The organism is Arthrobacter sp. P1_B4 (assembly GCF_056406555.1).
On sequence record NZ_JBFTZW010000022.1, the window covers coordinates 1 to 22,304 of the forward strand.

Below are 22,304 nucleotides of genomic sequence, written 5' to 3' on the forward strand. Positions count from 1 at the left end.
AACGTACACAGCCTTGCTCGAGAGCATGACGGCCGAGGTCACCGCGGCCAGGTGCGGCAGGAGTTGCCGGGCGTCGGCGTCGGTGTAGCACACCGCGTCCACGAGGAGATCGGCACCACCGTCCATCACCCCGGCCAGTGCGGCGTCGTCACGACGTTCGGCGGCGATAAATCGGGCACCGGCGGCGGCCAGGTCAGCCGGCATCTTGGTCCGGTCCCGGCCCGTCATGTCCACGGCCCAGCCGGCACGGATCAGCCGCCACGCAATCGCGCGGCCGAGAACGCCAGTGCCTCCAAGGATCACAGCCCGTTTCATTTGTCCGACTCTAACGGACGGGTACTTTTGCGGGCGCACCGCCAAAGTAGGGTACTTCCTCAGTCGACGTTCAGCGTGGCACCTGCCCGGCTAAATATCGGAGCGGACCATCCGTATTTCAGGTGGTTCCTCCCACTAGGGCCGGCCCGCAGAAGGCCACGCCGGTAGGGAGGCGACGCCGTCACCAGCCGCCGCGCGTCGGCGTATGTCCCTTTCGGGCATCGTCGGGCATTGCCATTTCGGCCCGCAGGCCTAGGAGCCGGATCGGACGGTCTGCTTCGATTCCGGCTGCGAGGTCCAACGCCTGCGCGAGGATTTCGTCCCGGTCGAATGTCTCGGGAAGCTTCCTCGCGTGGGTCTTGGTGACGAACGGCGCGTACCGGACCTTGAGCGTCAGCCCAATCACGGGGCGACCCTCGGCCACAACATCCTCCAGGACGCGCGCTGTCAACTCCCTCACGGCGTCGTCGACCTGGGCGGGTTCGGTCAGGTCGCGCTGGAACGTCGTCTCCCTGCTATGGCCGCGGGCAACCCACGGGGTGTCGTCCACGACGCTGGCGCCGTCCCCGCGTCCGAGCTCCGCGTACCAAGGTCCCATCCTGGGGCCGAACTCCGGGACCAGGTCCTGGGGGTCGGACGCGGCTAACTCGGCCACTGTGTTGATGCCGAGTTTGGCCAGCCTGCCCGACACCTTGGTTCCGACGCCCCAGAGCTCCTTGGTGGGCCGACTGCCCATGACGTCGAGCCAGTTCGCGGCAGTGAGACGGAAGACGCCGGCCGGCTTGCCGAAACCGGTGGCTACCTTGGCTCGTACCAGGGTGTCGCCGATCCCCACGCTGCAGTGCAGCTGCGTTCGCTCCAGGACAGCGGCCTGCACCTGCCGGGCGTAGGCTTCCGGATTCTCTGTCTCGGTGCCTACGAAAGCTTCATCCCACCCGAGGACCTGCACGGTGGCGCCGGGCTGCGCGCGCAGGGTAGCCATGACCGTTTCAGACGCCGCGAGGTAAGCCTCCTGATCGACGGGCAGGATCACAGCGTCGGGCACTTTCCGGGCGGCAATGCGTAAGGGCATTCCGGAACCCACGCCAAACGCCCTCGCTTCGTAGGACGCCGTCGACACCACGGCGCGTTCCGTGGGGTCGCCCCGACCGCCGACAATGATCGGCTTGCCAGCAAGCTCCGGCCGCCGGAGCACTTCGACCGCCGCGATGAACTGGTCGAGATCGACGTGCAGCACCCAAGGGATTCCGCTCACGGCACCAGTGTGCCCTAAACATCCCTTGCAAGCATCGGCTCTCCACCAAGCCTGGCCGGACTCGCCGTGGTCGACGTGYCCCCCGTGCCCGGCGCTGCTGCGTACCGAAATGCTTGGAGACCGGGTGCGGACAGCGTTGGGCGCTAAACCGACGATCTGGAAAGCGTCGAACTCCTGGCGCTGACGCCCTACGCAGACCTCCCCGCAGCGGCGGGGAAACGTCTCCGCCTCCGCGATGGGCAGGCCAATGCACTGATACGCCTGGTGCTGCGTCCCCTCGCCCGGACCACGTCTGTGCAAGGAACCACAAGCGGACGCCATTAGGTATCAACTTTGTATCGGCCTCATATCGTTCCCGTTGCAGTTCCGGCGCCAGGGCCCAAACCCGGCTGCCGCGCCGCGCCCGTGTGCCATGCTGGAATCCGGCTGTCCCGGGATCGCCGGACCGGCCTCCGGCCGGTGAGCGATCGGGCGGCCGTCAGCGGCCGGCTACGGCTACAAACGGATCATCACCGCGGAACGCGGGGCGTAAGACGAAGGGACAGCGGCATCAGGAAGCGTGGAGTTCAGCAGCCATCGGCGGGGCGCGTCCGCCGCGTCGCGCTGGCGTTGGCGCTGCCTGCCGTGCTCGTCCTGTCCGGCTGTGTGGCGACGCCGCAGAGCGGCATCACAAATTCCAGCAGCCCATCTGAGCTCATTCCCGCCCCGGCGTCGGGCGCCCCCACCACGAGCGCACCGCTCGAGACTGCCCAGACGTCGAACAAGGCTCCGGTGTATTGGATCGGCCGGGCCAATGACAACGCATTTCTCTACCGCGAGTTCCGCGACGTTCCGGATCAGGACAATCCCGTCACCCGCGCCCTGCGGGTCATGATGTCGCAGAAGCCCTTGGACCCGGATTTTTTCACGCCCTGGCAAAATCCGAAGAAGCTGGCGACGTCGATTTCCGGCAAGAACGTCATCACGGTGGATGTCTCCGCTGATGCCTTCAACAGCAACGTGGATGCGGCCATGGCCGAGCGCGCCATCCAGCAGCTCGTCTACACGGCGACAGCTGCCGCGGCCAGCGCCGGCCTCATCGATGCCGGACAGCAGGTCCAGGTGGTTGTGCTGGTGGACGGTCACACCGACTACGTCGCCTTCAACCATGTCCGCCTGGGCGAGCCGACGTCCCGCAGCGCCGGGATGGTGGCACCAGTGTGGATCATTGATCCGCAGGAGGGCACGTCCGTGGCCGACGGTTCGGTCAAGATCAGTGGCCGCAGCACCGTCCAGGGCGGGAAGCTCCGCTGGGCGATCCTCAAGGTTGACGGCGACGGCGACAACGCCAAGACCGCGTATCTTAACGGCAGCGCGACGGCCTCCGCCGATGCAGCCCGGCCCGGGCTGTTCACCTTGTCCGTGAACCTCGGCCCGGGCAATTACGAGGTCCGGGTGTCCCAGGTGGACGCATCCGACAGCGCCAAGGAAGTATTCCAGGACACCCGCGGGTTTACGGTCAAATAGCCGTCACCTCAACAAGGCATCACGTCACCTGCGGCGACGGCTGCCGCAGGTCACCAGCGGCCGAGGATGTCGCTGGCCAGCACGGTGGCGGCGGGCCCGGCCGTGGACGAACGCAGCACATGGTGCCCCAAAAGGGCCGTAACTGCGCCGGCGCCGCAAAGCCGGGTCACCTCCCGCGGGCTGATGCCGCCTTCCGGACCCACGATCAGCAGGACCTCACGGGATCCGGCAGCGTCTGCCACAACCTCGCCGGGACCAACACTTTCCAGCCAGGCCTCGAGTACCTGCCGCAGCGGGCGCACGGCGTCTTCATGCAGGATAACGGCGAGGTCTGCCGCCGCTACCGCCGTCTGCAGCCCGGCGCCGTCGACGGCGGCCCGGACCTCGGGAATCCATGCCCGGCGCGCCTGCTTGGCAGCTGCTGTCACCACCGACTGCCACTTGGCATGCGCCTTCGCGGCCCGCTCCGCCTTCCACCGCACAATGGACCGCTCGGCCTGCCAGGGAATGACGGCGTCGATGCCCAACTCGGTCGCGGTCTCGGCCGCCAGTTCATCGCGGTCGCCCTTGGCAAGGGCCTGGACCAGGACCAGCCGTGTTCCGGGCCGTAGTTCCTCAGCCAGGCCCACGCATTCGACGGTCAGCTCCCCAGCAGCGACGGCTGTCACGGTGCCGGTCAGGCGCTTGCCGGCGCCGTCCGCGATGTCGACGGCTTCGCCGACGCCGATCCGTTTGACTGTGACGGCGTGGCGGGCCTCGGTGCCCCCGAGGACGAAGGCCGAGCCGGGGACCTGCTGGTCCAGGGTGCCTGGGGCGGTGAAGAAGACCGGGTTGCTCACCGCTACAGGTTACCGAGCCGGTCCCGCAGTTTGGCGAAGACGCCGCCGCTGGCCGCGAGCTTTCCTTCCGTGAGGTGCTCGCCGCGGTGCTTGGCCAGCTGACGGAGAAGTTCTTCCTGGACGTGATCGAGCTTGACCGGTGTTTCCACCTGCAGGTGCACCTTCAGATCACCGCGGCCGTGGCCGCGCAGGTGCGTGACGCCGAGACCGCGAAGGGTGATGATCTCGCCGGACTGGGTGCCGGCCTTGACATCGATCTCCTGCTGTCCGTCGAAGGTGTCGAGGGATATTTCGGTGCCGAGCGCGGCCGCCGTCATGGGAATGTTGAGGCTCGCGTGGAGGTCATCGCCCTCGCGCACGTAAGTGGCGTCGTTGTTGACCCGGATCTCCACGTACAGGTCCCCGGCGGGGCCGCCGGCGGGGCCTGCCTCGCCCTGGCCGGACAGCTGGATGCGGGTGCCGGTGGCCACGCCGGCCGGGACCTTGACGGTGAGGGAGCGGCGGCTGCGGATCCGGCCCTGGCCGCTGCATTCGTTGCACGGGTCCTTGATGACGGTGCCGAAGCCCTCGCAAGACCCGCAGGGGGCGGACGTCATGACCTGGCCCAGGATGGACCGCACGGCGCGCTGGACCTGACCGCTGCCGCCACAGATGTCGCAGCGGACCGGGTGGGTGCCTTCCCGGCAGCAGGACCCCTCGCAGGTGGGGCAGATGACGGCCGTGTCGACCTCGAGCTTTTTGTTCACGCCGAACACCGCATCGCGGAGGTCGATCCGGACGCTGATCAGCGCGTCCTGGCCGCGGCGGACCCGGGACGACGGGCCGCCCTGGCCGCCACCGGCGCCGAAGAAGGTCTCGAAGATGTCCTGGAAGGCGAAGCCCTGGCCCGAGTAGCTGCCGCCGCCGAACCCGTTGTCGGTACCGTTCTCGTTGCCCGTGGTGTCATAGACCCGGCGCTTCTGCGGATCGGAGAGGACCTCGTAGGCGTGCGTGACGGCCTTGAACCTGTCCGAGGCGTCCTCCCCGGGGTTCACGTCCGGGTGCAGGGTCCGGGCCAGTTTCCGGTAGGCCTTCTTGATCTCCTCCCCCGATGCGTCGCGGGAGACTCCAAGAACGTCGTAGTGGCTGCTCAAAGTGTGTATCTCTTCCTTGTTGTACTGCCTGTGGGGCACTGCCTGTGGGGCAAGAAGTCGTATTCGGTCCCGGGCCTGTCAGGGGCCCAGGATCCTCGAAAGGTAGCGGGCCACCGCTCGGACGGCGGCCATGGTGGTGGGATAGTCCATCCGGGTGGGCCCAAGCACGCCGACCTTGGCCGTGGCGTCCGGCCCGTAGGCGGTGGCCACGACCGAGGCCTCGGCGAGACCGTCGTAGGGGTTTTCCCGGCCGATGCTGACGGTCACACCGCGCGGGTCTTCGGCCATTTCGCTGAGCAGGCGGAGCATGACCACCTGTTCCTCGAGGGCCTCCAGCACGGGGCCGATGCTGAGCGGGAAGTCCACATTGGAGCGGGCCAGGTTGGCGGTGCCGGCCATGACCATGCGCTCTTCACGGCTGCTCGTGGCCAGGGCCTCAAGGCCGCGGGCCAGCGCCTGGGCTGCTCCGCGCCGCGCGGGCGGGCCGCCGGCAACGACGGCGGGCAGCAGCTGCGGCATCAGGCTCAGCGGTGTACCGGACAGGCTGGCCAGAAAGCTGGTCCGCAATTCCGCCAGCGCGTCGTCGGGAATGTCCTGCCCGACGTCGATCACGCGCTGCTCCACTTTGCCCGTGTCCGCGATCAGGACCGCCAGCACTTTCCGGGGCGCCAGCAGCACGAACTCGATGTGCCGCACCCGGGCGCGGCTGCGCAGCGGATACTGCACGACGGCGACCTGGTTGGTCAGGTGCGAGAGGAGCCTCACGGTCCGGTCAAGGATGTCGTCGAGGTCCTCGGATCCTTCCAGCAGCGCCTGGATGGCCCGGCGCTCGGCCGGCGACAACGGCTTCACCGCTGAGATCTGGTCGACGAACAGCCGGTAGCCCTTGTCGGTGGGGATCCGGCCGGCGCTCGTGTGCGGTGCCGTGATCAGGCCCTCGTCTTCCAGCGCCGCCATGTCATTTCGGATCGTGGCGCTCGAGACGCCGAGATGGTGCCGTTCAACGAGCGCTTTGGAACCAACGGGCTCACGCGAATGGACGTAGTCCTCCACGATGGCGCGCAGCACTTCGAGTTTGCGCGGTTCGCTCACGCTCCACCTCCTGTCGACTGTCCCGCAGCCGGTGCCACTCCCCTCGCCCGTCCGGGTCCACAAATGGTGCACGGACGGCCCGCCACAGGACAAGGGTTAGCACTCGACATGCCTAAGTGCTAACCAGTCTAATATGAGTCGCCGCGTTGTTAGCATTGGATTCGCTCCAGGCGTGGCCCGCGGGAACGCGATTCCCGTCACGCCGGCGCCGAGACCGTGGCAGCCGCTGCCGTTGCCGCGTCGTCGCGGTCCGGTTCCGGCCCCCGGAGAGTTCCACCGACCGCCCGTACATTCCGAGTGCAAAGTTAGCGTGTAGAGATGTCGTACCAGAACTGGGGACCCCAGGACCTGTCCGCCCCCGCCAAGACCCAGTTGCCGGAAGTCCCGGTGGAACGCGGGATGGTCCTCGAGGAGGTCCAGTCCGGTTGGGTGGGCGCCGTCACCCGGGTGGAGAAGTCCGGCGGCATGCACGTGGTGGCGCTGGAGGACCGGCGGGGCAAGTCGCGGTCCTTCCGCCTCGGCTTCGGCTTCCTCTTGGACGGCCAGCCCATCCGCCTGATGCCGCCGGCCCCGAAGAAGACGGCACCGGCCGCCGGGGCCGGCCGTACGGCGTCGGGCTCGGTGCGGGTGGCGGGGCAGCGCGCACAGGTGGCCAAGGCCAGCCGCATCTGGGTGGAAGGAAAGCACGACGCCGAGCTGGTGGAGAAAGTGTGGGGCGATGACCTCCGGGTGGAGGGCATCGTCGTCGAGCCCCTGCACGGCATTGACGACCTCGCGGCCGCCGTGGCGGACTTCGGCCCGGGCCCTGGCCGGCGCCTCGGCGTGCTGGTAGACCACCTCGTGGCCGACTCCAAGGAGTCGCGGATCGCCGACGCCGTCATGGCCTCACCGGGCGCCGCCGGCAACGTCCTGATTGTGGGGCACCCTTACGTGGACGTGTGGCAGGCCATCCGGCCCGCGGTCCTGGGGATCGAGCAGTGGCCCGTGATCCCCCGCGGCACGGACTGGAAGACCGGGATCCTGATGGCTTTCGGCTGGCCCCACTCCACAAAGGAGGACATCGGCCTCGGCTGGCAGAAACTTCTGGGGGCTGTCCGCAGCTACGCTGATCTGGAGGCGTCGTTGCTCGGCCGCGTGGAAGAGGTCATTGACTTCCTCACCGTGCCCTAGTCCGCCGCGGCGGCCGCCCCTGATCTCCATTTCCGGGCCCGAGCAAGTATTCTTGAAACGGCGGCCGCGCTTCTAGTGCGGTCCCGGCTATTTCAGGCACAACCCAGGCAGCAACGCATCACCGCAATCCGAAGGGCTACACCGTGGCAGATAACGCACGCGAACACACGGGCAATCAGGCTGGCCATGGCCAGCCCCCGTACCATGGCGTTCCGGCAAACGCGCTGCCGCTGACGGCCAGCGAGGACCGCCAGTGGGCCACGCTCGCGCACTTTGGCGGCATCCTGGGCTGCGTGCCGTCGCTGCTGATCTACCTCATCTTCAAGGACCGCGGCCCGTTCACGGCACAGGAATCCAAGGAAGCCCTCAATTTCACGCTGCCGCCGACGCTCGCCGCGGTGCTGGCCAATTTACTGGTCTTCATCCCGGTGGTGGGCAACCTCTTCGCCGTGCTCGCCACGGTGATCTGGATCGCCGTGACGTGCTTCTCGGTGGCGGCCGGCATCCACGTCAACCGCGGCCAGCCGCACCGTTACGAGTTCAACCTGCGCTGGATCAAATAGCCGGCCCGGACCCAAGCAAGAGAGCCGGCCGCCGCCCGTCAGGGGCAGCGGCCGGCTCTCTTTTGTGCGGCAGGGTGTTGTGGCCGCTGATGCGGCAGCCAACTAGTGGAGGCTTTGCCCGGCAGACTAGTCCGGCAGGATCCTGCGGACGACGGCGTCAGCCAGCAGCCGGCCCTTAAGCGTGAGAATGAGGCGGCCTTTGAAAGCCGCTGCGGGGTCCACGAGGCCGTCCGCGATCAGCCCTGCGACAGCGTGCCTGCCGGTGTCCCCCAGGCCGCCGAGGCTTGGGATGTCGAGTCCGGAATTGAGCCGGGCCTCGAGCATGACCCGTTCCACGTTGCGGGTCTCGGAGTCCAGCGTTTCGCGTCCGGCGGCGGGTGAAGCGCCGGCGCCGAGGCGGTTGGCGTAGGCGGTGGGGTGCTTGACGTTCCACCAGCGGACGCCGCCCACATGCGAGTGTGCCCCCGGCCCGATGCCCCACCAGTCGTCCCCGCGCCAGTAGGCGAGGTTGTGCCGGCAGGCCTGTTCGGGGGTGCGGGACCAGTTGCTGACCTCGTACCAGTTGAGCCCGGAGGCGGACATCAGTTCGTCGGCGAGTTCGTACTTGGCGGCGTGGTCGTCGTCGTCGATTTCCGGCACTTCGCCACGGCGGATCTGCGCGGCAAGCTTGGTGCCGTCTTCAACGATCAGGGCATAGGCGCTGATGTGGTCGGGGGCGTAGGACAGTGCGGTCTCGAGCGAGTAGCGCCAGTCCTCCAGCGACTCCCCCGGCGTCCCGTATATGAGGTCGAGGCTGACCGAGAGCCCGGCATTACGCGCCCACTGCACCACCTCGGGCACCCGGCTGGGCGTGTGGGTGCGGTCCAGGACCTTCAGGACGTGCGGCACGGCCGACTGCATGCCGAACGAAACGCGGGTGAACCCGGCGTCGGCCAGCAACTGCAGGGATGCGGGCGTGACGGAATCGGGGTTCGCCTCGGTGGTCACCTCGGCGCCGGGCTGCAGTCCCCAGGCGTCGATCGCGGCGGTGAGGATGCGCGCCAGGTCCTCCGCCGGCAGCAGCGTGGGCGTGCCGCCGCCGAAGAAGACCGTGCTGAGGGGACGGCCGGGCAGGCCGCTGCCCTTCAGGGCCGCGGCGGCGAACTCCACTTCCGCGATCGCTGTGGCGGCGTAGGCGTCCTGGGAGGCCCCGCCGCCCAGCTCGGTGGCGGTGTAGGTGTTGAAATCGCAGTACCCGCAGCGGACCGCGCAGAACGGGATGTGCACGTACAGCCCAAAAGCGCGCTGATCGGCGCCCTCGCCCGCCTGTGCGGGCAGCAGCCCGTCTGCCGGCGCCGGATCGCCGAGGGGAAGAACGCTAGGCACGGGCCCGGCCTGCCGATACTGCACCAACAGTCATTACCTGCACCGTTACTTCTTGGCCTTGTCCTTGGACTCGTCCGTTGTCAGCGCGGCGATGAAAGCCTCCTGCGGCACCTCGACGCGGCCCACCATCTTCATGCGCTTCTTGCCTTCCTTCTGCTTTTCCAGCAGCTTGCGCTTTCGGGTGATGTCACCGCCGTAGCACTTGGCAAGGACGTCCTTGCGGATGGCGCGGATGCTTTCGCGGGCGATGATCCTGGAGCCGATGGCGGCCTGGATGGGCACCTCAAACTGCTGGCGCGGGATGAGTTCACGCAGCTTGCCGGTCATCATCACGCCGTAGGCGTAGGCCTTGTCGCGGTGGGTGATGGCGGAGAACGCATCAACCTGTTCGCCCTGGAGCATGATGTCCACCTTGACCAGGTCGGCCACCTGCTCGCCGTCGGCCTTCCAGTCCAGTGACCCGTAGCCGCGGGTCTTGGATTTGAGGATGTCGAAGAAATCGAAGACGATTTCGGCCAGCGGCAGGCGGTAGCGGATTTCCACCCGGTCCTCGGAGAGGTAGTCCATGCCGCCCATGACGCCGCGGCGGCTCTGGCACAGCTCCATGATGGCGCCGACAAACTCGTTCGGCGCAAGGATGGTGGCGGACACCATCGGCTCACGGACCTCAGCGATCTTGCCGGTGGGGTATTCGCTGGGGTTGGTGACGTGGACGACCTTCTTGTCCTCCAGCGTGACCTCGTATTCCACGTTGGGCGCGGTGGAAATGAGGTCCAGGTTGTATTCGCGTTCGAGCCGCTCGCGGGTGATTTCCAGGTGCAGCAGGCCCAGGAATCCCACGCGGAAGCCGAAGCCCAGCGCGGCGGACGTTTCGGGCTCGTACACCAGTGCGGCGTCGTTGAGCATCAGCTTCTCCAGCGCATCGCGGAGCACCGGATAGTCCGTGCCGTCGAGCGGATACAGGCCGGAGAAGACCATCGGCTTGGCGTCCGCGTAGCCGGGGAGGGACTCCGTGGCGGGCTTGGCCAGGTTGGTGACGGTGTCGCCCACCTTGGACAGGCGGACGTCCTTCACACCGGTGATGAGGTAGCCGACCTCGCCGACGCCAAGGCCCTTGGAGGGGGTGGGTTCCGGGGAGCTCACACCAATCTCAAGGAGCTCGTGCGTGGCACGGGTGGACATCATCTGGATGCGTTCACGCGGGTGCAGCATGCCGTCGACGACGCGGACGTAGGTGACCACACCGCGGTAGGTGTCGTAGACCGAGTCGAAGATCATGGCCCGGGCGGGGGCGTTCGGGTCGCCCACCGGTGCCGGCAGGTCGCGGACGATCTTGTCCAGCAGGACCTCGACGCCCATGCCGGTCTTGCCGGAGACGCGGAGCACGTCGTCGGGGTCGCCGCCGATCAGGTTGGCGAGTTCCGCCGCGTATTTCTCGGGCTGGGCTGCCGGGAGGTCGATCTTGTTCAGGACCGGGATGATGGTGAGGTTGTTTTCCATCGCCAGGTAGAGGTTGGCGAGGGTCTGGGCCTCGATGCCCTGGGCCGCGTCCACCAGCAGGATCGCGCCTTCGCAGGCCGCGAGCGAGCGGGAGACCTCGTACGTGAAGTCGACGTGCCCGGGGGTGTCGATCATGTTCAGCGCGTAGCTGGTGCCGTCGAGTTCCCAGGGCATGCGGACGGCCTGGGATTTGATGGTGATGCCGCGTTCGCGCTCAATGTCCATGCGGTCCAGGTACTGGGCCTTCATGTCACGGGACTGGACAACACCGGTGAACTGGAGCATCCGGTCGGCCAGTGTGGATTTGCCGTGGTCAATGTGCGCAATGATGCAGAAGTTCCGGATGATGGCCGGATCTGTTGCGGCGGGCACCGGGGCGGTGCGGGCCATGGGAGACACGCAGGGTCCTTACTGTTGGCATTACTGTTGGCTTTTCCACGGCTCGGTGCGGATGCTCGTATGCCATCCTGCGACGTGGCGCATTTCTGTCCCTATAGTCTCCCACGTCCGGGCCAGTGGCAGTGCATCCCTGCGTTGCGTTGCGCGCTGCCCTGGGTCCGGTGGACTCTCGGCGGGATTCCGCCCGCCGATCTGGCCTCGATTCGGCTGCGGTTGGCCCCCCGGATCTGGCTGCGTGCTGCGCCGTTCCTGGGACCGCCCCCGCCTCGCCGCCGGCCGACTGTCGGCCACCCTCTGCCCCACGTCTCCCCCCGTTTCCCTGCCCCTTTCCCCGCGGGGGTTGCCGGTATGGTTTCCCCATGGCTTGGAACTTACGATCGATCAGCGTTGCGGTCCGCGATGCCCTGCGCTTCCTGGATAAACTTGGCGGCTCTGCACCGGGAACCACCCGTGAGCCGGCGGCAAAACCTGCCCGAAAGCCTGCGGCGAAGCGGCGGCCGGGCCAGGCGCGTCCCGGTACCCCGGCCCGCTCCACAGGCGGCACCCCGGCCGCCGGACTGACCGGGACATATCCCGGCGACTTCCGGGGGCGGGCCGCCGTCCGCTATGCCCCCGCACCCAACGGCCTGCCCGAGCCCGGCGAAATCGTCTGGACCTGGGTGCCCTACGAAGAGGACTACTCCCAGGGCAAGGACCGTCCGGTGCTGTTGGTGGGCGCCAGCGGCAGGTATTTGTTGGGCCTGATGCTGACGAGCAAGGACCACGACGGCGACTCCCGCCGGTCGGATGACTACGTGGACATCGGCACGGGACCCTGGGACCGTCAGTGGCGGCCCAGCGAAGCGAAGCTGGACCGGGTTCTGCAGATCAACGCGAAGGACATCCGGCGCGAAGGAGCGATCCTGGACGCAGGCCGCTTTAACCTCATCGCGGCCGCGCTGCGGCAGCGGCACGGCTGGAGCTGACCCGGCGGACACCGTGCGCGGCGGCGGATTGCCACCCGCACTCGTGCCTGCACGTTGATCTCTGCTATTATTTACAGCTGTGTGTCCGTGCAGGTCGACGGCCACAGATGGTTGGTCGCCATAGGTATCCCCACGCCGCTCAGTCAATGGCCAATCTGAAAGCCCTCTAGACCATTTTCCGCATTGAAAAAGAGAGTTCACACGTGGCTAATATCAAGTCCCAGAAGAAGCGCATCCTGACCAACGAAAAGGCTCGCCTGCGCAACAACGCAGTCAAGTCTGAGCTGAAGACGGCCATCCGCGCCGTCAACACCGCCGTTGAGTCCACCGACAAGGATGCTGCGGCTGTTGCACTGCTTTCTGCCAGCCGCAAGCTGGACAAGGCCGTCAGCAAGGGCGTTCTCCACAAGAACAACGCTGCAAACCGCAAGTCGGCCATCTCCAAGAAGGTCAACGCGCTCTAAGGTTTCCAGTTCACTTGAACTGATGATTGTGGCCGGCACCCCATGGGTGCCGGCCACATCCAGTTAAACCGGTTCCGCAATGGGCCGACTCCGGACCCGTTCTGGTACGACTCCGGTACGCCGCAGGCTGCCCGCAGCCGGGTCCGCGCCGGCAGGGCCGACACGCCGCACCTGGTCCGGCCGGACCCGCAGGGCCGACACGCCGGGCCCCTGGGTTCGAACGCGGGTGTCAGGAACTCCTGGCCGAGGTGGCAATCACCGTTACCGCATGTTCCACGGCATAGACAGGATCCCGGGAGAGGCCCTTGACCTGGGCGTCGGCCTCGGCGGTGACCTGGATGGAGCGGACCAGCCCCTCGGGCGTCCAGCGCCGGACTTCCCGCTGGGCCTGTTCGACGAGCCAAGGCTGCATACCTAGTTGCTTGGCGATCTGCGCGGACGACCCCTGCGCGCCGGCCACCTTGGCCAGGGAGCGCAACTTCGACGCCAGGGCAGCCACGATCGGCACCGGGTCCGCGCCGGTGGCCAGGGCGTGGCGAAGTGTGGAGAGGGCCAGCGGGCCGTTGCCGGCCATCGCGGCGTCGGCGACCTTGAAACCTGTTGCCTCGACCCGGCCGCCGTAGTACTTGTCCACCATGGCCGCGTCCACGCCGGTGGTGGCGTCAGCGATCAGCTGGCTGCAGGCGGCGGCGAGTTCCGCGAGCTGCGCGCCAACGGCATTAACGAGGGCGTGCACGGCGTCGGGGTCGATACGACGGGAGGCCGCCCGGAACTCGGCCGTGACGAAGGCGATCTTCTCGGCGTCTTTCTTGAGCGGCTGGCAGTCAACAACGGGCCAGCCCGCGGCCTTGATGGCGTCCAGCAGCTTCTTGCCGCGGACTCCCCCGCCGTGGCGGAGCACCAGGAAGGCCTCCGGTTCCGGCTGGACCACATACTTCAGGGCATCGGCGAGGAAGGCATCGTTCATCGCCTCGAGCCCGTCAACCTCGATGAGCTTTTGTTCGCCGAACAGCGAAGGGCTGACGTTCATGGCCAGGGACCCGGCCGTGTAGCTGCCGGCATTGAGCCGCGTAATTTCGACGTCGGGCGCCACCGCGCGGACCTGCGCGCGGATACGGTCCATGGCCCGGGCACCTATGTAGTCTTCCGGACCGCCCACCAGGACGACGGCAGCAGGTGTCACGTCACGCCAGGTGGCGGTGTTCGACGCCGAGGTCCTGGGCCGTTGGGTCTGGGCAGCAGCCACTCGTGATTCCTCCCGGAAGTTGGTTTGCGGACTCTAAGCGTCCCACGCCCGGACCGGTGCTCCAAGCCGCGGCCGACGGGCCGCCGGGCGCCTGACCGTGTCGCCGCGTGCGACCRTCCATCGAGGACGGCGACTACCCGCGAGTGTGCCGCGAGGACGCCACGGGCGACCGCGGCAGAGTGCAGGCCGAGCCACGCCGCCGCCAGCACAGCCGCGGAAAAGATTCCCATGGTGGCTGCACCGAAGACTCCTTCCGGCCATGGCAAGGCGGCGCCCGGGAGTGCCGCGAACAGCCGGGCGACCCCCGCCACCGCGCCTGCGAAGACAGCAGCTGCGGCCATGAGGAGGCCCGCGGCGGCCGGGAGAGCGGGCAGGAGCACCACGGCGGCCGTGCCGAGGAGCGTAACTGGCGCCACGAGCGCTGCAGCGGCCACATTCGCGGGCAGCGTGTAGGCGCCGAACTGCGGCTGCAACAACACGATCGCCGGGGCGCAAAAGAGCTGGGCGGACAGGGGTACGGCGACACCGGCTGCCGCCCAGCGCGGCACCGAAGGTGGCAGCCAGTCCATGATGCGGCGTCCGGCGACCACGATTCCCAGCGTGGCCAGGACCGAGAGCAGGAATCCGAAGCTGGCAGCCAGGACCGGCTGCGCCAGCAGCAGGCCGATGACGGCAACACAGAGCAGGCTGAGTCCGCGCCCCGCCCGGCCAAGAGCTACGGAAGCGAGGCCGATGCTGCCCATGAGGGCGGCCCGCAGCACACTCGGATCCGGTCCCACCATGAGGACGAACAGCGCCAGCCCCGCGAGACTGGCCGCGGCGGCTGCCGCGCGCGGAAGGCGGAGCGTGCGGGCGGCGAGCAGCAGCGTCCCGAGGATCAGGCTGCAGTTGGCCCCGCTGACGGCGGTCAGGTGCGTCATCCCGACGGTCTTCATGGCGGCTTCCAGCTCGGGGTCCAGGGCGCTGGTGTCGCCGGTGACCATGCCGGGCAGCAGGCCGCCGGCGTCGCCCCCGAACCGTGCCGCCGCGGCGGTGAAGGCGAGGCGAAGCTCCCCGGGGCCGTGCTGCCAGGGCCCTGGTCCCCGCAACAGGGTTGGGGCCGACGTCGCTGACAGGAGTCCTGCCTCCGGCTCCCCTGGCGCGGAGGGACGGAGTTTGCCCGTGGCGCGCAGGAGCTGGCCCGGAACGGCGTCTCCCCACGTGGCCCCGCCCATGACGACGAACCGCGCGTCCCCGGCGACCCTGTGGCCGCCGAAGGTCATCGCCGTCAGGATCACGGGAACTGCCCAGCGGTCCGGCAGGCCACCGGCACCGGGAATCCTGAGCCGCCGCGGGGCGCCTGCAATCTCCAGTTCCGCGACGACGGCCGCGCGGGCGGCCACAGCTTCAGCGATGGCGCCGTCGTGCCGCCGGGAGGCCTCGACGGCGGCGTGCGAGCCTGCCGCGAGGGACAGCAACAGCGCCACGGCCACCGTGGCGCGAATGCTGCGCGGAACCGTCTGCCCGGCACTGCGGCCGCGCCCGGCGCCACACCGCCCACTCCTGGCGCCCCGCTCCCTCGACGGGCGGAGCCCAGAACGGCCGAGGATGACGCGACCGGCCACGACGAGCATGCCTCCGGCCGCCGCCAGCGCCGTGCAGAGACCGGCCAGCCCTGCAGGGGACAGCCAGTTTCCGGCAACGACGGTCCCCCAGACAAGGAGTGCCGGGAGCACCAGGCGAAGGTCCGTCCGCCGTGTCCGCTCGATCGGGCGCTGACGCGCGGCGGTGTCGCGCGCGGGTTTGCCGGATCCGCGGATCCGGCCGGAGGCCACCGGGTCCCCGTGCTCGGCACGCGGCGGAGAATCGACAGCCGCATCGACGTAGCGCTGCCAGCGGCTCTGCGGGACCGCCACAGAACCCAGCGGGCCGGTCCGGCCCACGCCACGCCGTGCAGTGCCAGGCTGTGCAGCGCCGGGCTGTGCAGTGCAGGGCTTTTCGATCTCAGGATTTGCCACGTCAGATACCCACCAACGGGAGCAGGGCCTCAAGCAACTTCGGACCGATCCCGTCGACGGCGTCGAGCTCCTGCACTGACTTGAACCGCCCGTGCTGCTGGCGCCAATCCACGATCCGCTGCGCCAGCACCGGCCCGACGCGCGGGAGGGTCCCGAGTTCCTCGAGGCCGGCGGTGTTGAGGTTGACCTTCCCGCTCCCGCCGACTGGCCCCGTGCCGCCCGTACCGGAACCGGGCGCAGGTGAGCCGTCCGTGGGCGCATCGGCCTGACCGGGTTCGCCGCGAATGGGCACCAGGACCTTCTGCCCATCCTCCAGCACGGCGGCCAGGTTGAGCCGGTCCGGATCCCCGAGAACCGTGGGTCCGCCCGCCGCTGCAATTGCCTCATGCAGCCGGCTTCCCGCCGGCAGTTGAACCACCCCCGGGGTGGCCACGGCACCGGCAACGTGGACCTCGATGCTTTCCGGCTCCGCGGTGGCATCATCTCCCGGCGGGGCGGTTGACCCGCCATCCGCCGGATCGGGTGCTTCCTCGGCGGCGGGGGCGGAGTCGCTCAGAGCCACCACCTGCGCGCCGCCGGTCCCGGCCTGCCACCAGAAGCAGCCGCCCAGGACCACGGCAAGGACGCCCAGCAGGGCAGCAGCCTTAACCCCTGTCCTGGCCCGAAATCGCAAAGCCAGCGCCTGTCTCCCTGCCCGGCGGTACCCGCGGCTTTCATCAGCATGGTGTGAAGTGCCGCCACCTACGCGCCGTCCAGCAGCGGGTACCGCATCAGCTGCCCGGACCGGGACAGGGCTGCCTGGCGCCGGAACCTGCAACTCCAGCAGCCCCGTTGAGTCGCCTGGTCCCCGGCCCGGATCCGGGGATTCGCCCGGATCCGCGGCATCTTCCGCACCCCGGGCAGCCCAGCGCGTCGCTGCCAGGCGTTCACGGGCAACCCTGACGCCTGTGGCGGATTCAGTTCCCGGGTTGCGGCGCGGCATGGAACGACTCTAGGCAGTCCTCACCCCCCGCTGATACCGGAGACCGGGCGTATGTGGAAATACCTGAGTAATACGCGTAGATCCGCGGCATCAGGCAAGTATTCCCTACGCTGGTGCCCGCCCGGACCCGGTGGTAACGTCTGCATCCAATCGAGAAGACTTTGCCGGCTGGGGGCAACCCTGATCGCCTGGATGTAAATATCAGGCGTCGAAAGCTGGTGTGCAATGAAGTGGTTGTTTGGGCCCGCGGCGGTGCTGGCGCTTGGCGGCACCATGCTGCCAGCCCCGCCGGTCGTGGCAGACACAACGCAAGCCACCTCAACCCAGGTGGTCAAGTTTTCTCTGGAAAGCAGTTTCTGCCCCCAGTACGGTCTGTACGGCATAGCGCATGTTTCGGTCGACGGCACGGCGGGAATGACTGCCGACCAGAATTTCATCTGGACCACCCAAACGGCCGCCACCTCGATCCACGCAGTTCCGCCGCAGGGCGCCGTCGCCAATGTCACGATTGTCTACCACTGCAACGTGCAGGTGCTCTGGTGGCTGGAGCCCGGAAGTGCCCGCAGGGTGCAGGCCGCCCTGTGGGTCAACGGCTCAGGCCAGCAGCCCAGCTACACTATCGGGCCGAATCAGCCAGACCCCGGGCCAACGCCGCCGCCAACGACTCCGCCTCCAACGGCCCCGCCGGCCTCCCTAACGCCAACCACCCCACCAACGTCAGCGTCGCCACCCGCGCCCACGACGCCAACCGTCATACCGACCACCGTGCCAACGTCCGCGCCAGTCACCGTGCCGACGGTCCCGGAAACGCCCGCCTCGCCAACGTCCGCGCAAGTCACCGTGCCGACGGTCCCGGAAACGCCGGCCGCGCCATCGTCCGAGCCGTCCGCGCCAGTCACCGTGCCGACGGTCCCGGAAACACCCGCCCCGCCAACGTCCGAGCCGGCCGCCCCACCGACGGTCCCGGAAACGCCCGCCCCGCCAACGTCCGAGCCGGCCGCCCCACCGACGGTCCCGGAAACGCCCGCCCCGCCGACGTCCGAGCCGTCCGTCCCGCCAACCACCGCCCCACCAACCACCTTGCCAGAGACAACGCCAGAGACAACGCCAACGGAACCAGCCACACCCGCGCGTACAGCATCGCCCACACCCGGACGGACAACGCCCGTGCCTACCCCCTGAAACGCAGCTACAGTCGGGGGTTCACTTCTGATAGGTGATGTATGCCTCGTACTGCACGCGCCATTTATCCGCGGCCTTGGGATCCGGGACCGTGGTGGTGAGGAATTGAACGCTGGTCACTTGGCCTTTGAGGTATTTCAGCCACTTGGTCACCTCTTCGGCAACGTCGCGGTCTAACTGGGCTACGTGGTGCACCTGCATTGCCATGGCGGCCTCCGGGTTCGCTGGTTCTCTGGGTTCGGTGGAGTGACTTTACCGCCGCCGCCCGTTCACGGCCAGAGTCCAGCGCCCGCGCAGATAGAGCACATGGACCCGCCGCGCTAGTCGCCGGCTTCCGCCGCTTCGGCCGCCGCCCTGCCAGGGCGCGCTTCCCCGCCGTCCGGGCTGGCGACGTCCCCGGCGAAGGCATCGGGTTTCGCTGCTGCGGGTGTGCTGCCCTCCCCCACGATCACGGCGAGCACACCGAGCCCGGCGTGGGCCGCCAGGACTGCCGGGAGAGCGCTGATCTGGGCCGGCGGACATGCCGGCAATGCCACGGCCAGGCGCCGGGAAAGGTCTTCAGCCTCGGCCTGGTTGCCAAAGTGGTGCACAGCCAGCCGCGCCTGACCGGCAGGGCGGCCGGAGGCGTCCGCGGCCACGATTTCTTCCAGGCGTGCGATGGCCTTCGCCGCTGACCGGACTTTTTCCAGCGGGATGATCCGGCCGTCTTCCACCGCCAGGATGGGTTTGATGGAGAACATGGTCCCCCAGAGCGAGGCCGCCGCCCCGATCCGGCCGCCCCGGCGCAACTGTTCCAGGGTCGGGACATAGAAGTACACTTTGGTGCGGTCCAGCCGGTCCTGCGCGAAGGCCAAGACGTCGGCCGCGCTCCTGCCGTCGGCGGCCGCGACCACCGCGCCCTGCACGCCCATCCCCTGGGCCATTCCGACCGTCCGGGAGTCGAGGACCTCTACGGGTATGCCGACCCGTTGGGCTGCCAGGCGGGCGGCGTCGGCTGTCCCGGACAGCCCCGCGGAGATGTGAATGGAGACCACGGACTGGAAGCCACGCTCGCTGGCCTCCCGGTAGGCGTGTTCAAACTGCCCCGGTGACGGACGCGAAGTCTTGACGGGTTTGCCGCTGGCCAGGGCAACGGCGATGGTCTCCGCAATGTCGTCCTCACCCTCGCCGTAGATTTCGGCGCCGACCATCACGGGCATTGGGACCACGGTGAGCCGGCCGTCGGCAGCGAAAGCCCGGACCCAGTCCGCGGGCAGCGCGGCGGCAGAGTCCGTGACCACCGCAACCTGCACGACGGCGGCGGGAGCCGCTTCGGGGATGCTGTCCCGGGAACCCTGCCGCAGGCGAACAAGCCGCTCGCGCAGCCATGGCCAGCCTGACGGCTCGCGGTGTGGCACGGAGGACCTCCTGCTGTGGGGACGCGTGGACTTACTTCTCCGGCGGGGGCACTTGTGCCCGTCCCATTGTCTGCACCGGTTGTCTGCACTGGTTGTCTGCACTGGGCGCCGGGATCAGCCGGCGGCCAGTGCAGGCTGGTTCGTCCGGCTAGGCCGGGACGATGTTGACCAGTTTAGGCGCCCGCACGATCACCGTGCGAAGGCCACGGCCGTCGAGGGCGCGCTGGACATTATCCGATGCCAGCGCCAGTTCGCGCAGGTCCTCCTCGGAGATGTCCGGGGAAACCTCCAGCCGGTCCCGCACCTTGCCCTGCACCTGGACGACGGCAGTGACCGTGTCCTCCACGAGCAGTGCGTCGTCGTGCGTGGGCCAGCCTGCGTTGGCGACCGATGCAGGGTGCCCCAGGACGTTCCACAGATCCTCGGCGGTATACGGCGCAAACAGGCTCAAAATGACGGCTACGGCCTCCACGGCCTCGCGGACTGCTGGGTCCGCACCGCCGGCACCGCTGGCCGCATCTATGGTCTTGCGGGTGGCGTTGACCAGTTCCATCAGCTTCGCCACAACCACGTTGAACTTGTTGTTGTCCAACAGGGCCTGCGCATCGGCGATCGTGCGGTGGGTGACGGTGCGCAGCGCACGGTCTCCGGTGGCGGCATCGACGCCGGGTGCGCTTGTGACGTCCTGGCCGAGGCGCCAGGCCCGGGCCAGGAACTTCGCGGAGCCCGCCGGCGATACGTCCGCCCAGTCGACGTCGTCCTCCGGCGGGGAGGCGAAGATCATGGTCAGGCGGACGGCGTCCACGCCGAACTTGTCCAACTGCTCGCCGAGGTCGACGCCGTTGCCCAGGGACTTGCTCATGGCCTTGCCGCCGTTGAGCACCTGCCCCTGGTTCAGCAGTGCGCTGAACGGCTCGTCCGCCTCAATCATGCCGAGGTCGTGGATGACCTTGGTGAAGAACCGCGCATAGAGCAGGTGCAGGATGGCGTGCTCCACGCCGCCCACGTACTGACCAACCGGCATCCAGTCGTTGATCTTCTCCGGATCGAACGGACCGCCGGTGTACTGCGGAGAGACGAAGCGCAGGAAGTACCAGGAGGAATCCACGAAGGTGTCCATCGTGTCCGTGTCCCGCTTGGCCGGGCCCTGGCAATTGGGGCACTCGACATTGACCCAGCTTTCGACCGCGGCGAGCGGTGACGTGCCCTTCGGGGACAGGTCCTCGCCGCGCAGGTCCGCCGGCAGGGTCACGGGCAGCTGATCGTCCGGGACCGGGACCTCCCCGCAGGCCGGGCAGTGGATGATGGGGATCGGTGTGCCCCAGAACCGCTGCCGGCTGAGCAGCCAGTCACGCAGCCGGAAGTTCACGAACTTCTCGCCCGTGCCCAACTCGCGCAGGATTTCGATGGCCGCCGGGATGGCCTCGGCCTTCGGCAGCCCGTCGAGGCCGCCGGAGTTGATCAGGGTCCCCTCGCCGGTGGTGGCGATGCCCGTGGCAGCGGGGTCTTCCTCGCCCGTGTCCAGGACTGCCCGGACGGGCAGGTCAAAGGTCTTGGCGAAGTCGAGGTCGCGCTGGTCATGGGCCGGGACGGCCATGATGGCGCCTGTGCCATAGTCGGCCAGGACATAGTCGGCGGCCCAGACGGGCAGCTTTTCGCCGTTGAGCGGGTTGGTCGCGTAGCGCCCGGTGAAGACGCCGGTCTTTTCGCGCTCGGTGGACTGGCGCTCGATTTCGGAAAGCGCCTTGACCTGCTCCCGGTAGGCGTCCAGGGCGGCGGCGTGCTCGTCGGTGACCAGTTCGACGGCGAGCGGCGCGTCGGCGGCGACGACGAAGAACGTGGCGCCGTAGAGGGTGTCCGGGCGCGTCGTGAAGACTGTGACGTCCTTGGCGGCTTTGCCGCCGTCGGCTTCGATCACGAAGTTGACGTGGGCGCCCTCGGAACGGCCGATCCAGTTCTTCTGCATCGCGAGGACGCGTTCGGGCCAGTGCCCGCGCAGTTCGTCCATGTCATCGAGCAGCCGGTCGGCGTAGTCGGTGATCTTGAAGTACCACTGGTTCAGGGACTTCTTGGTCACGGGAGTGCCGCACCGCTCGCAGGCGCCGTTGACCACCTGTTCGTTGGCCAGCACGGTCTGGTCCTTGGGGCACCAGTTGACCGGCGAATTCTTGCGGTAGGCCAGTCCACGCTCGTAGAACCGCGTGAACAGCCACTGGGTCCAGCGGTAGTACTCCGGGTCCGAGGTGTGCAGCCGGCGGGACCAGTCCGCGGAGATTGCGTAGCGCTTGAACGACGCCGCCTGGGTGTCGATGTTGGCGTACGTCCACTCACTTGGGTGCGCGTTGCGTTTGATCGCCGCGTTTTCCGCGGGCAGGCCGAAGGAGTCCCAGCCGATCGGGTGCAGCACGTCGTAGCCCTGCTGGCGCAGGTAGCGCGCCACAACGTCGCCCATCGCGAACGCCTCGGCGTGGCCCATGTGAAGGTCACCGGACGGATACGGGAACATGTCCAGCACGTAGCGGCGTTCCTTTGAGCCGTCGTCGAGCGGCGTGAAGACCTTCAGGTCTTCCCAAACCTGCGGCCACTTGGCTTCCATTGCCGCGAAGCTGTAGGTACCTTCCTCAGGCCCCTCCGCCGCGGCTGCTGGCGATCCGGTCTGTGTTTCCGGCTGAACGCTCACTGCTGGCCTCTTCTGTTCTGTGCGGCCTGTTACCCAGGCCTGTCTACCTTCAGGCCTGCCTGCCGCCAGGCCTGTTCACCATCAAGTCTGCACTGTCACCGCCGGCTGCCCGGCCCTGACTCCATACTGTCCGTACGTGGTACTCCTGCTGTTACCTCGTGCGTTGCGGACCGGAATGTACCCCGGACACACAAAAGCCCCTCGACATGGAGGGGCCGCCGCTCGGCAATCCGGGGACTCTTCGGAATCGAGGT

General features: G+C 68.2%; 19 protein-coding genes. 6 read left to right on the plus strand and 13 right to left on the minus strand.

Annotation, left to right across the window (positions count from 1 at the left end; genetic code table 11):
* Together AC1D1W_RS10240 and AC1D1W_RS10245 are read right to left on the minus strand one after the other, a co-directional pair.
* A partial coding sequence (locus tag AC1D1W_RS10240) for an NAD-dependent epimerase/dehydratase family protein (RefSeq protein WP_476943601.1) occupies positions 1 to 315 on the minus strand: 315 nt, incomplete at its 3' end.
* Between the two features lie 181 nt (positions 316 to 496).
* Positions 497 to 1,570 carry a DNA polymerase IV gene (locus AC1D1W_RS10245; protein WP_439954073.1) on the minus strand — a complete coding sequence of 358 codons (1,074 nt, stop codon included), beginning with the start codon at positions 1,568 to 1,570 and terminating at the stop codon, positions 497 to 499.
* A gap of 624 nt (positions 1,571 to 2,194) precedes the next feature.
* On the opposite strand from AC1D1W_RS10245, the gene AC1D1W_RS10250 reads away from it, so the two are divergent.
* The gene (locus tag AC1D1W_RS10250; RefSeq protein ID WP_243177402.1) at positions 2,195 to 3,076 is read left to right on the plus strand and encodes a GerMN domain-containing protein; all 882 of its coding nucleotides are present in this window, start codon (positions 2,195 to 2,197) and stop codon (positions 3,074 to 3,076) included.
* Positions 3,077 to 3,126: 50 nt separating this feature from the next.
* On the opposite strand, the gene AC1D1W_RS10255 is transcribed toward AC1D1W_RS10250, so the two are convergent.
* From AC1D1W_RS10255 to hrcA, 3 genes are all read right to left on the minus strand, one after another.
* Entirely contained in the window at positions 3,127 to 3,915 is a 789-nt protein-coding gene (locus AC1D1W_RS10255) for a 16S rRNA (uracil(1498)-N(3))-methyltransferase (RefSeq protein ID WP_476943602.1), read from the minus strand.
* A gap of 2 nt (positions 3,916 to 3,917) precedes the next feature.
* A complete protein-coding gene (dnaJ, locus tag AC1D1W_RS10260) occupies positions 3,918 to 5,048 on the minus strand; it encodes a molecular chaperone DnaJ (RefSeq protein WP_243177400.1) in 1,131 nt (376 codons plus the stop codon).
* A 78-nt stretch (positions 5,049 to 5,126) separates the two neighbouring features.
* Positions 5,127 to 6,140 carry a heat-inducible transcriptional repressor HrcA gene (gene hrcA, locus AC1D1W_RS10265; protein ID WP_476943603.1) on the minus strand — a complete coding sequence of 338 codons (1,014 nt, stop codon included), beginning with the start codon at positions 6,138 to 6,140 and terminating at the stop codon, positions 5,127 to 5,129.
* Positions 6,141 to 6,458: 318 nt separating this feature from the next.
* On the opposite strand from hrcA, the gene AC1D1W_RS10270 reads away from it, so the two are divergent.
* Together AC1D1W_RS10270 and AC1D1W_RS10275 are read left to right on the plus strand one after the other, a co-directional pair.
* Positions 6,459 to 7,310, plus strand: coding sequence for a DUF3097 domain-containing protein (locus tag AC1D1W_RS10270; protein ID WP_028276698.1), 852 nt, complete (start codon positions 6,459 to 6,461; stop codon positions 7,308 to 7,310).
* Between the two features lie 143 nt (positions 7,311 to 7,453).
* Positions 7,454 to 7,873, plus strand: coding sequence for a DUF4870 domain-containing protein (locus tag AC1D1W_RS10275; RefSeq protein ID WP_026537291.1), 420 nt, complete (start codon positions 7,454 to 7,456; stop codon positions 7,871 to 7,873).
* A 126-nt stretch (positions 7,874 to 7,999) separates the two neighbouring features.
* Here the strand turns inward: AC1D1W_RS10275 and hemW are convergent, their stop codons facing one another.
* Together hemW and lepA are read right to left on the minus strand one after the other, a co-directional pair.
* A complete protein-coding gene (gene hemW / locus AC1D1W_RS10280; RefSeq protein ID WP_476943604.1) occupies positions 8,000 to 9,238 on the minus strand; it encodes a radical SAM family heme chaperone HemW in 1,239 nt (412 codons plus the stop codon).
* Positions 9,239 to 9,283: 45 nt separating this feature from the next.
* The gene (gene lepA, locus AC1D1W_RS10285) at positions 9,284 to 11,137 is read right to left on the minus strand and encodes a translation elongation factor 4 (protein ID WP_026266375.1); all 1,854 of its coding nucleotides are present in this window, start codon (positions 11,135 to 11,137) and stop codon (positions 9,284 to 9,286) included.
* 359 nt (positions 11,138 to 11,496) lie between these two features.
* On the opposite strand from lepA, the gene AC1D1W_RS10290 reads away from it, so the two are divergent.
* Together AC1D1W_RS10290 and rpsT are read left to right on the plus strand one after the other, a co-directional pair.
* The gene (locus AC1D1W_RS10290; protein WP_476943605.1) at positions 11,497 to 12,102 is read left to right on the plus strand and encodes a type II toxin-antitoxin system PemK/MazF family toxin; all 606 of its coding nucleotides are present in this window, start codon (positions 11,497 to 11,499) and stop codon (positions 12,100 to 12,102) included.
* Between the two features lie 203 nt (positions 12,103 to 12,305).
* On the plus strand, positions 12,306 to 12,566 hold the full coding sequence (gene rpsT, locus AC1D1W_RS10295; RefSeq protein ID WP_018773112.1) for a 30S ribosomal protein S20: 261 nt from the start codon (positions 12,306 to 12,308) through the stop codon (positions 12,564 to 12,566).
* A gap of 229 nt (positions 12,567 to 12,795) precedes the next feature.
* On the opposite strand, the gene holA is transcribed toward rpsT, so the two are convergent.
* From holA to AC1D1W_RS10310, 3 genes are read right to left on the minus strand one after another with little or no spacing between them, the layout of a single operon-like run.
* Positions 12,796 to 13,812 carry a DNA polymerase III subunit delta gene (gene holA / locus AC1D1W_RS10300; RefSeq protein ID WP_476943606.1) on the minus strand — a complete coding sequence of 339 codons (1,017 nt, stop codon included), beginning with the start codon at positions 13,810 to 13,812 and terminating at the stop codon, positions 12,796 to 12,798.
* Complete coding sequence (locus AC1D1W_RS10305; RefSeq protein ID WP_476943607.1) at positions 13,746 to 15,809, minus strand: ComEC/Rec2 family competence protein; 2,064 nt, start codon at positions 15,807 to 15,809, stop codon at positions 13,746 to 13,748. The genes holA and AC1D1W_RS10305 overlap by 67 nt, the downstream gene beginning before the upstream one ends.
* 1 nt (position 15,810) lies before the next feature.
* Positions 15,811 to 16,482: a ComEA family DNA-binding protein gene (locus AC1D1W_RS10310; RefSeq protein WP_476943608.1), complete on the minus strand. Its 672-nt coding sequence runs from the start codon at positions 16,480 to 16,482 to the stop codon at positions 15,811 to 15,813.
* A gap of 890 nt (positions 16,483 to 17,372) precedes the next feature.
* On the opposite strand from AC1D1W_RS10310, the gene AC1D1W_RS10315 reads away from it, so the two are divergent.
* Positions 17,373 to 18,011, plus strand: coding sequence for a hypothetical protein (locus tag AC1D1W_RS10315; RefSeq protein ID WP_476943609.1), 639 nt, complete (start codon positions 17,373 to 17,375; stop codon positions 18,009 to 18,011).
* Here AC1D1W_RS10315 and AC1D1W_RS10320 read toward each other — a convergent pair.
* The 3 genes from AC1D1W_RS10320 to leuS all read right to left on the minus strand — a co-directional run bounded on the left by AC1D1W_RS10320 (position 17,995) and on the right by leuS (position 22,050).
* Positions 17,995 to 18,174, minus strand: a complete 180-nt coding sequence (locus AC1D1W_RS10320; RefSeq protein ID WP_476943619.1) for a hypothetical protein — start codon at positions 18,172 to 18,174, stop codon at positions 17,995 to 17,997. The genes AC1D1W_RS10315 and AC1D1W_RS10320 overlap by 17 nt on opposite strands.
* A gap of 119 nt (positions 18,175 to 18,293) precedes the next feature.
* Entirely contained in the window at positions 18,294 to 19,370 is a 1,077-nt protein-coding gene (locus AC1D1W_RS10325; protein ID WP_476943610.1) for a DegV family protein, read from the minus strand.
* 148 nt (positions 19,371 to 19,518) lie between these two features.
* Positions 19,519 to 22,050: a leucine--tRNA ligase gene (leuS, locus tag AC1D1W_RS10330; protein WP_476943611.1), complete on the minus strand. Its 2,532-nt coding sequence runs from the start codon at positions 22,048 to 22,050 to the stop codon at positions 19,519 to 19,521.
* Between the last annotated feature and the right edge of the window lie 254 nt (positions 22,051 to 22,304).

What these genes read in the sequence shown, in the direction of transcription:
- AC1D1W_RS10270 (WP_028276698.1), top strand. Translation starts at nt 6,459, where the DNA reads ATGTCGTACCAGAACTGGGGACCCCAGGACCTGTCCGCCCCCGCCAAG.
- AC1D1W_RS10320 (WP_476943619.1), bottom strand. Translation starts at nt 18,174, where the DNA reads ATGCAGGTGCACCACGTAGCCCAGTTAGACCGCGACGTTGCCGAAGAG.
- AC1D1W_RS10290 (WP_476943605.1), top strand. Translation starts at nt 11,497, where the DNA reads ATGGCTTGGAACTTACGATCGATCAGCGTTGCGGTCCGCGATGCCCTG.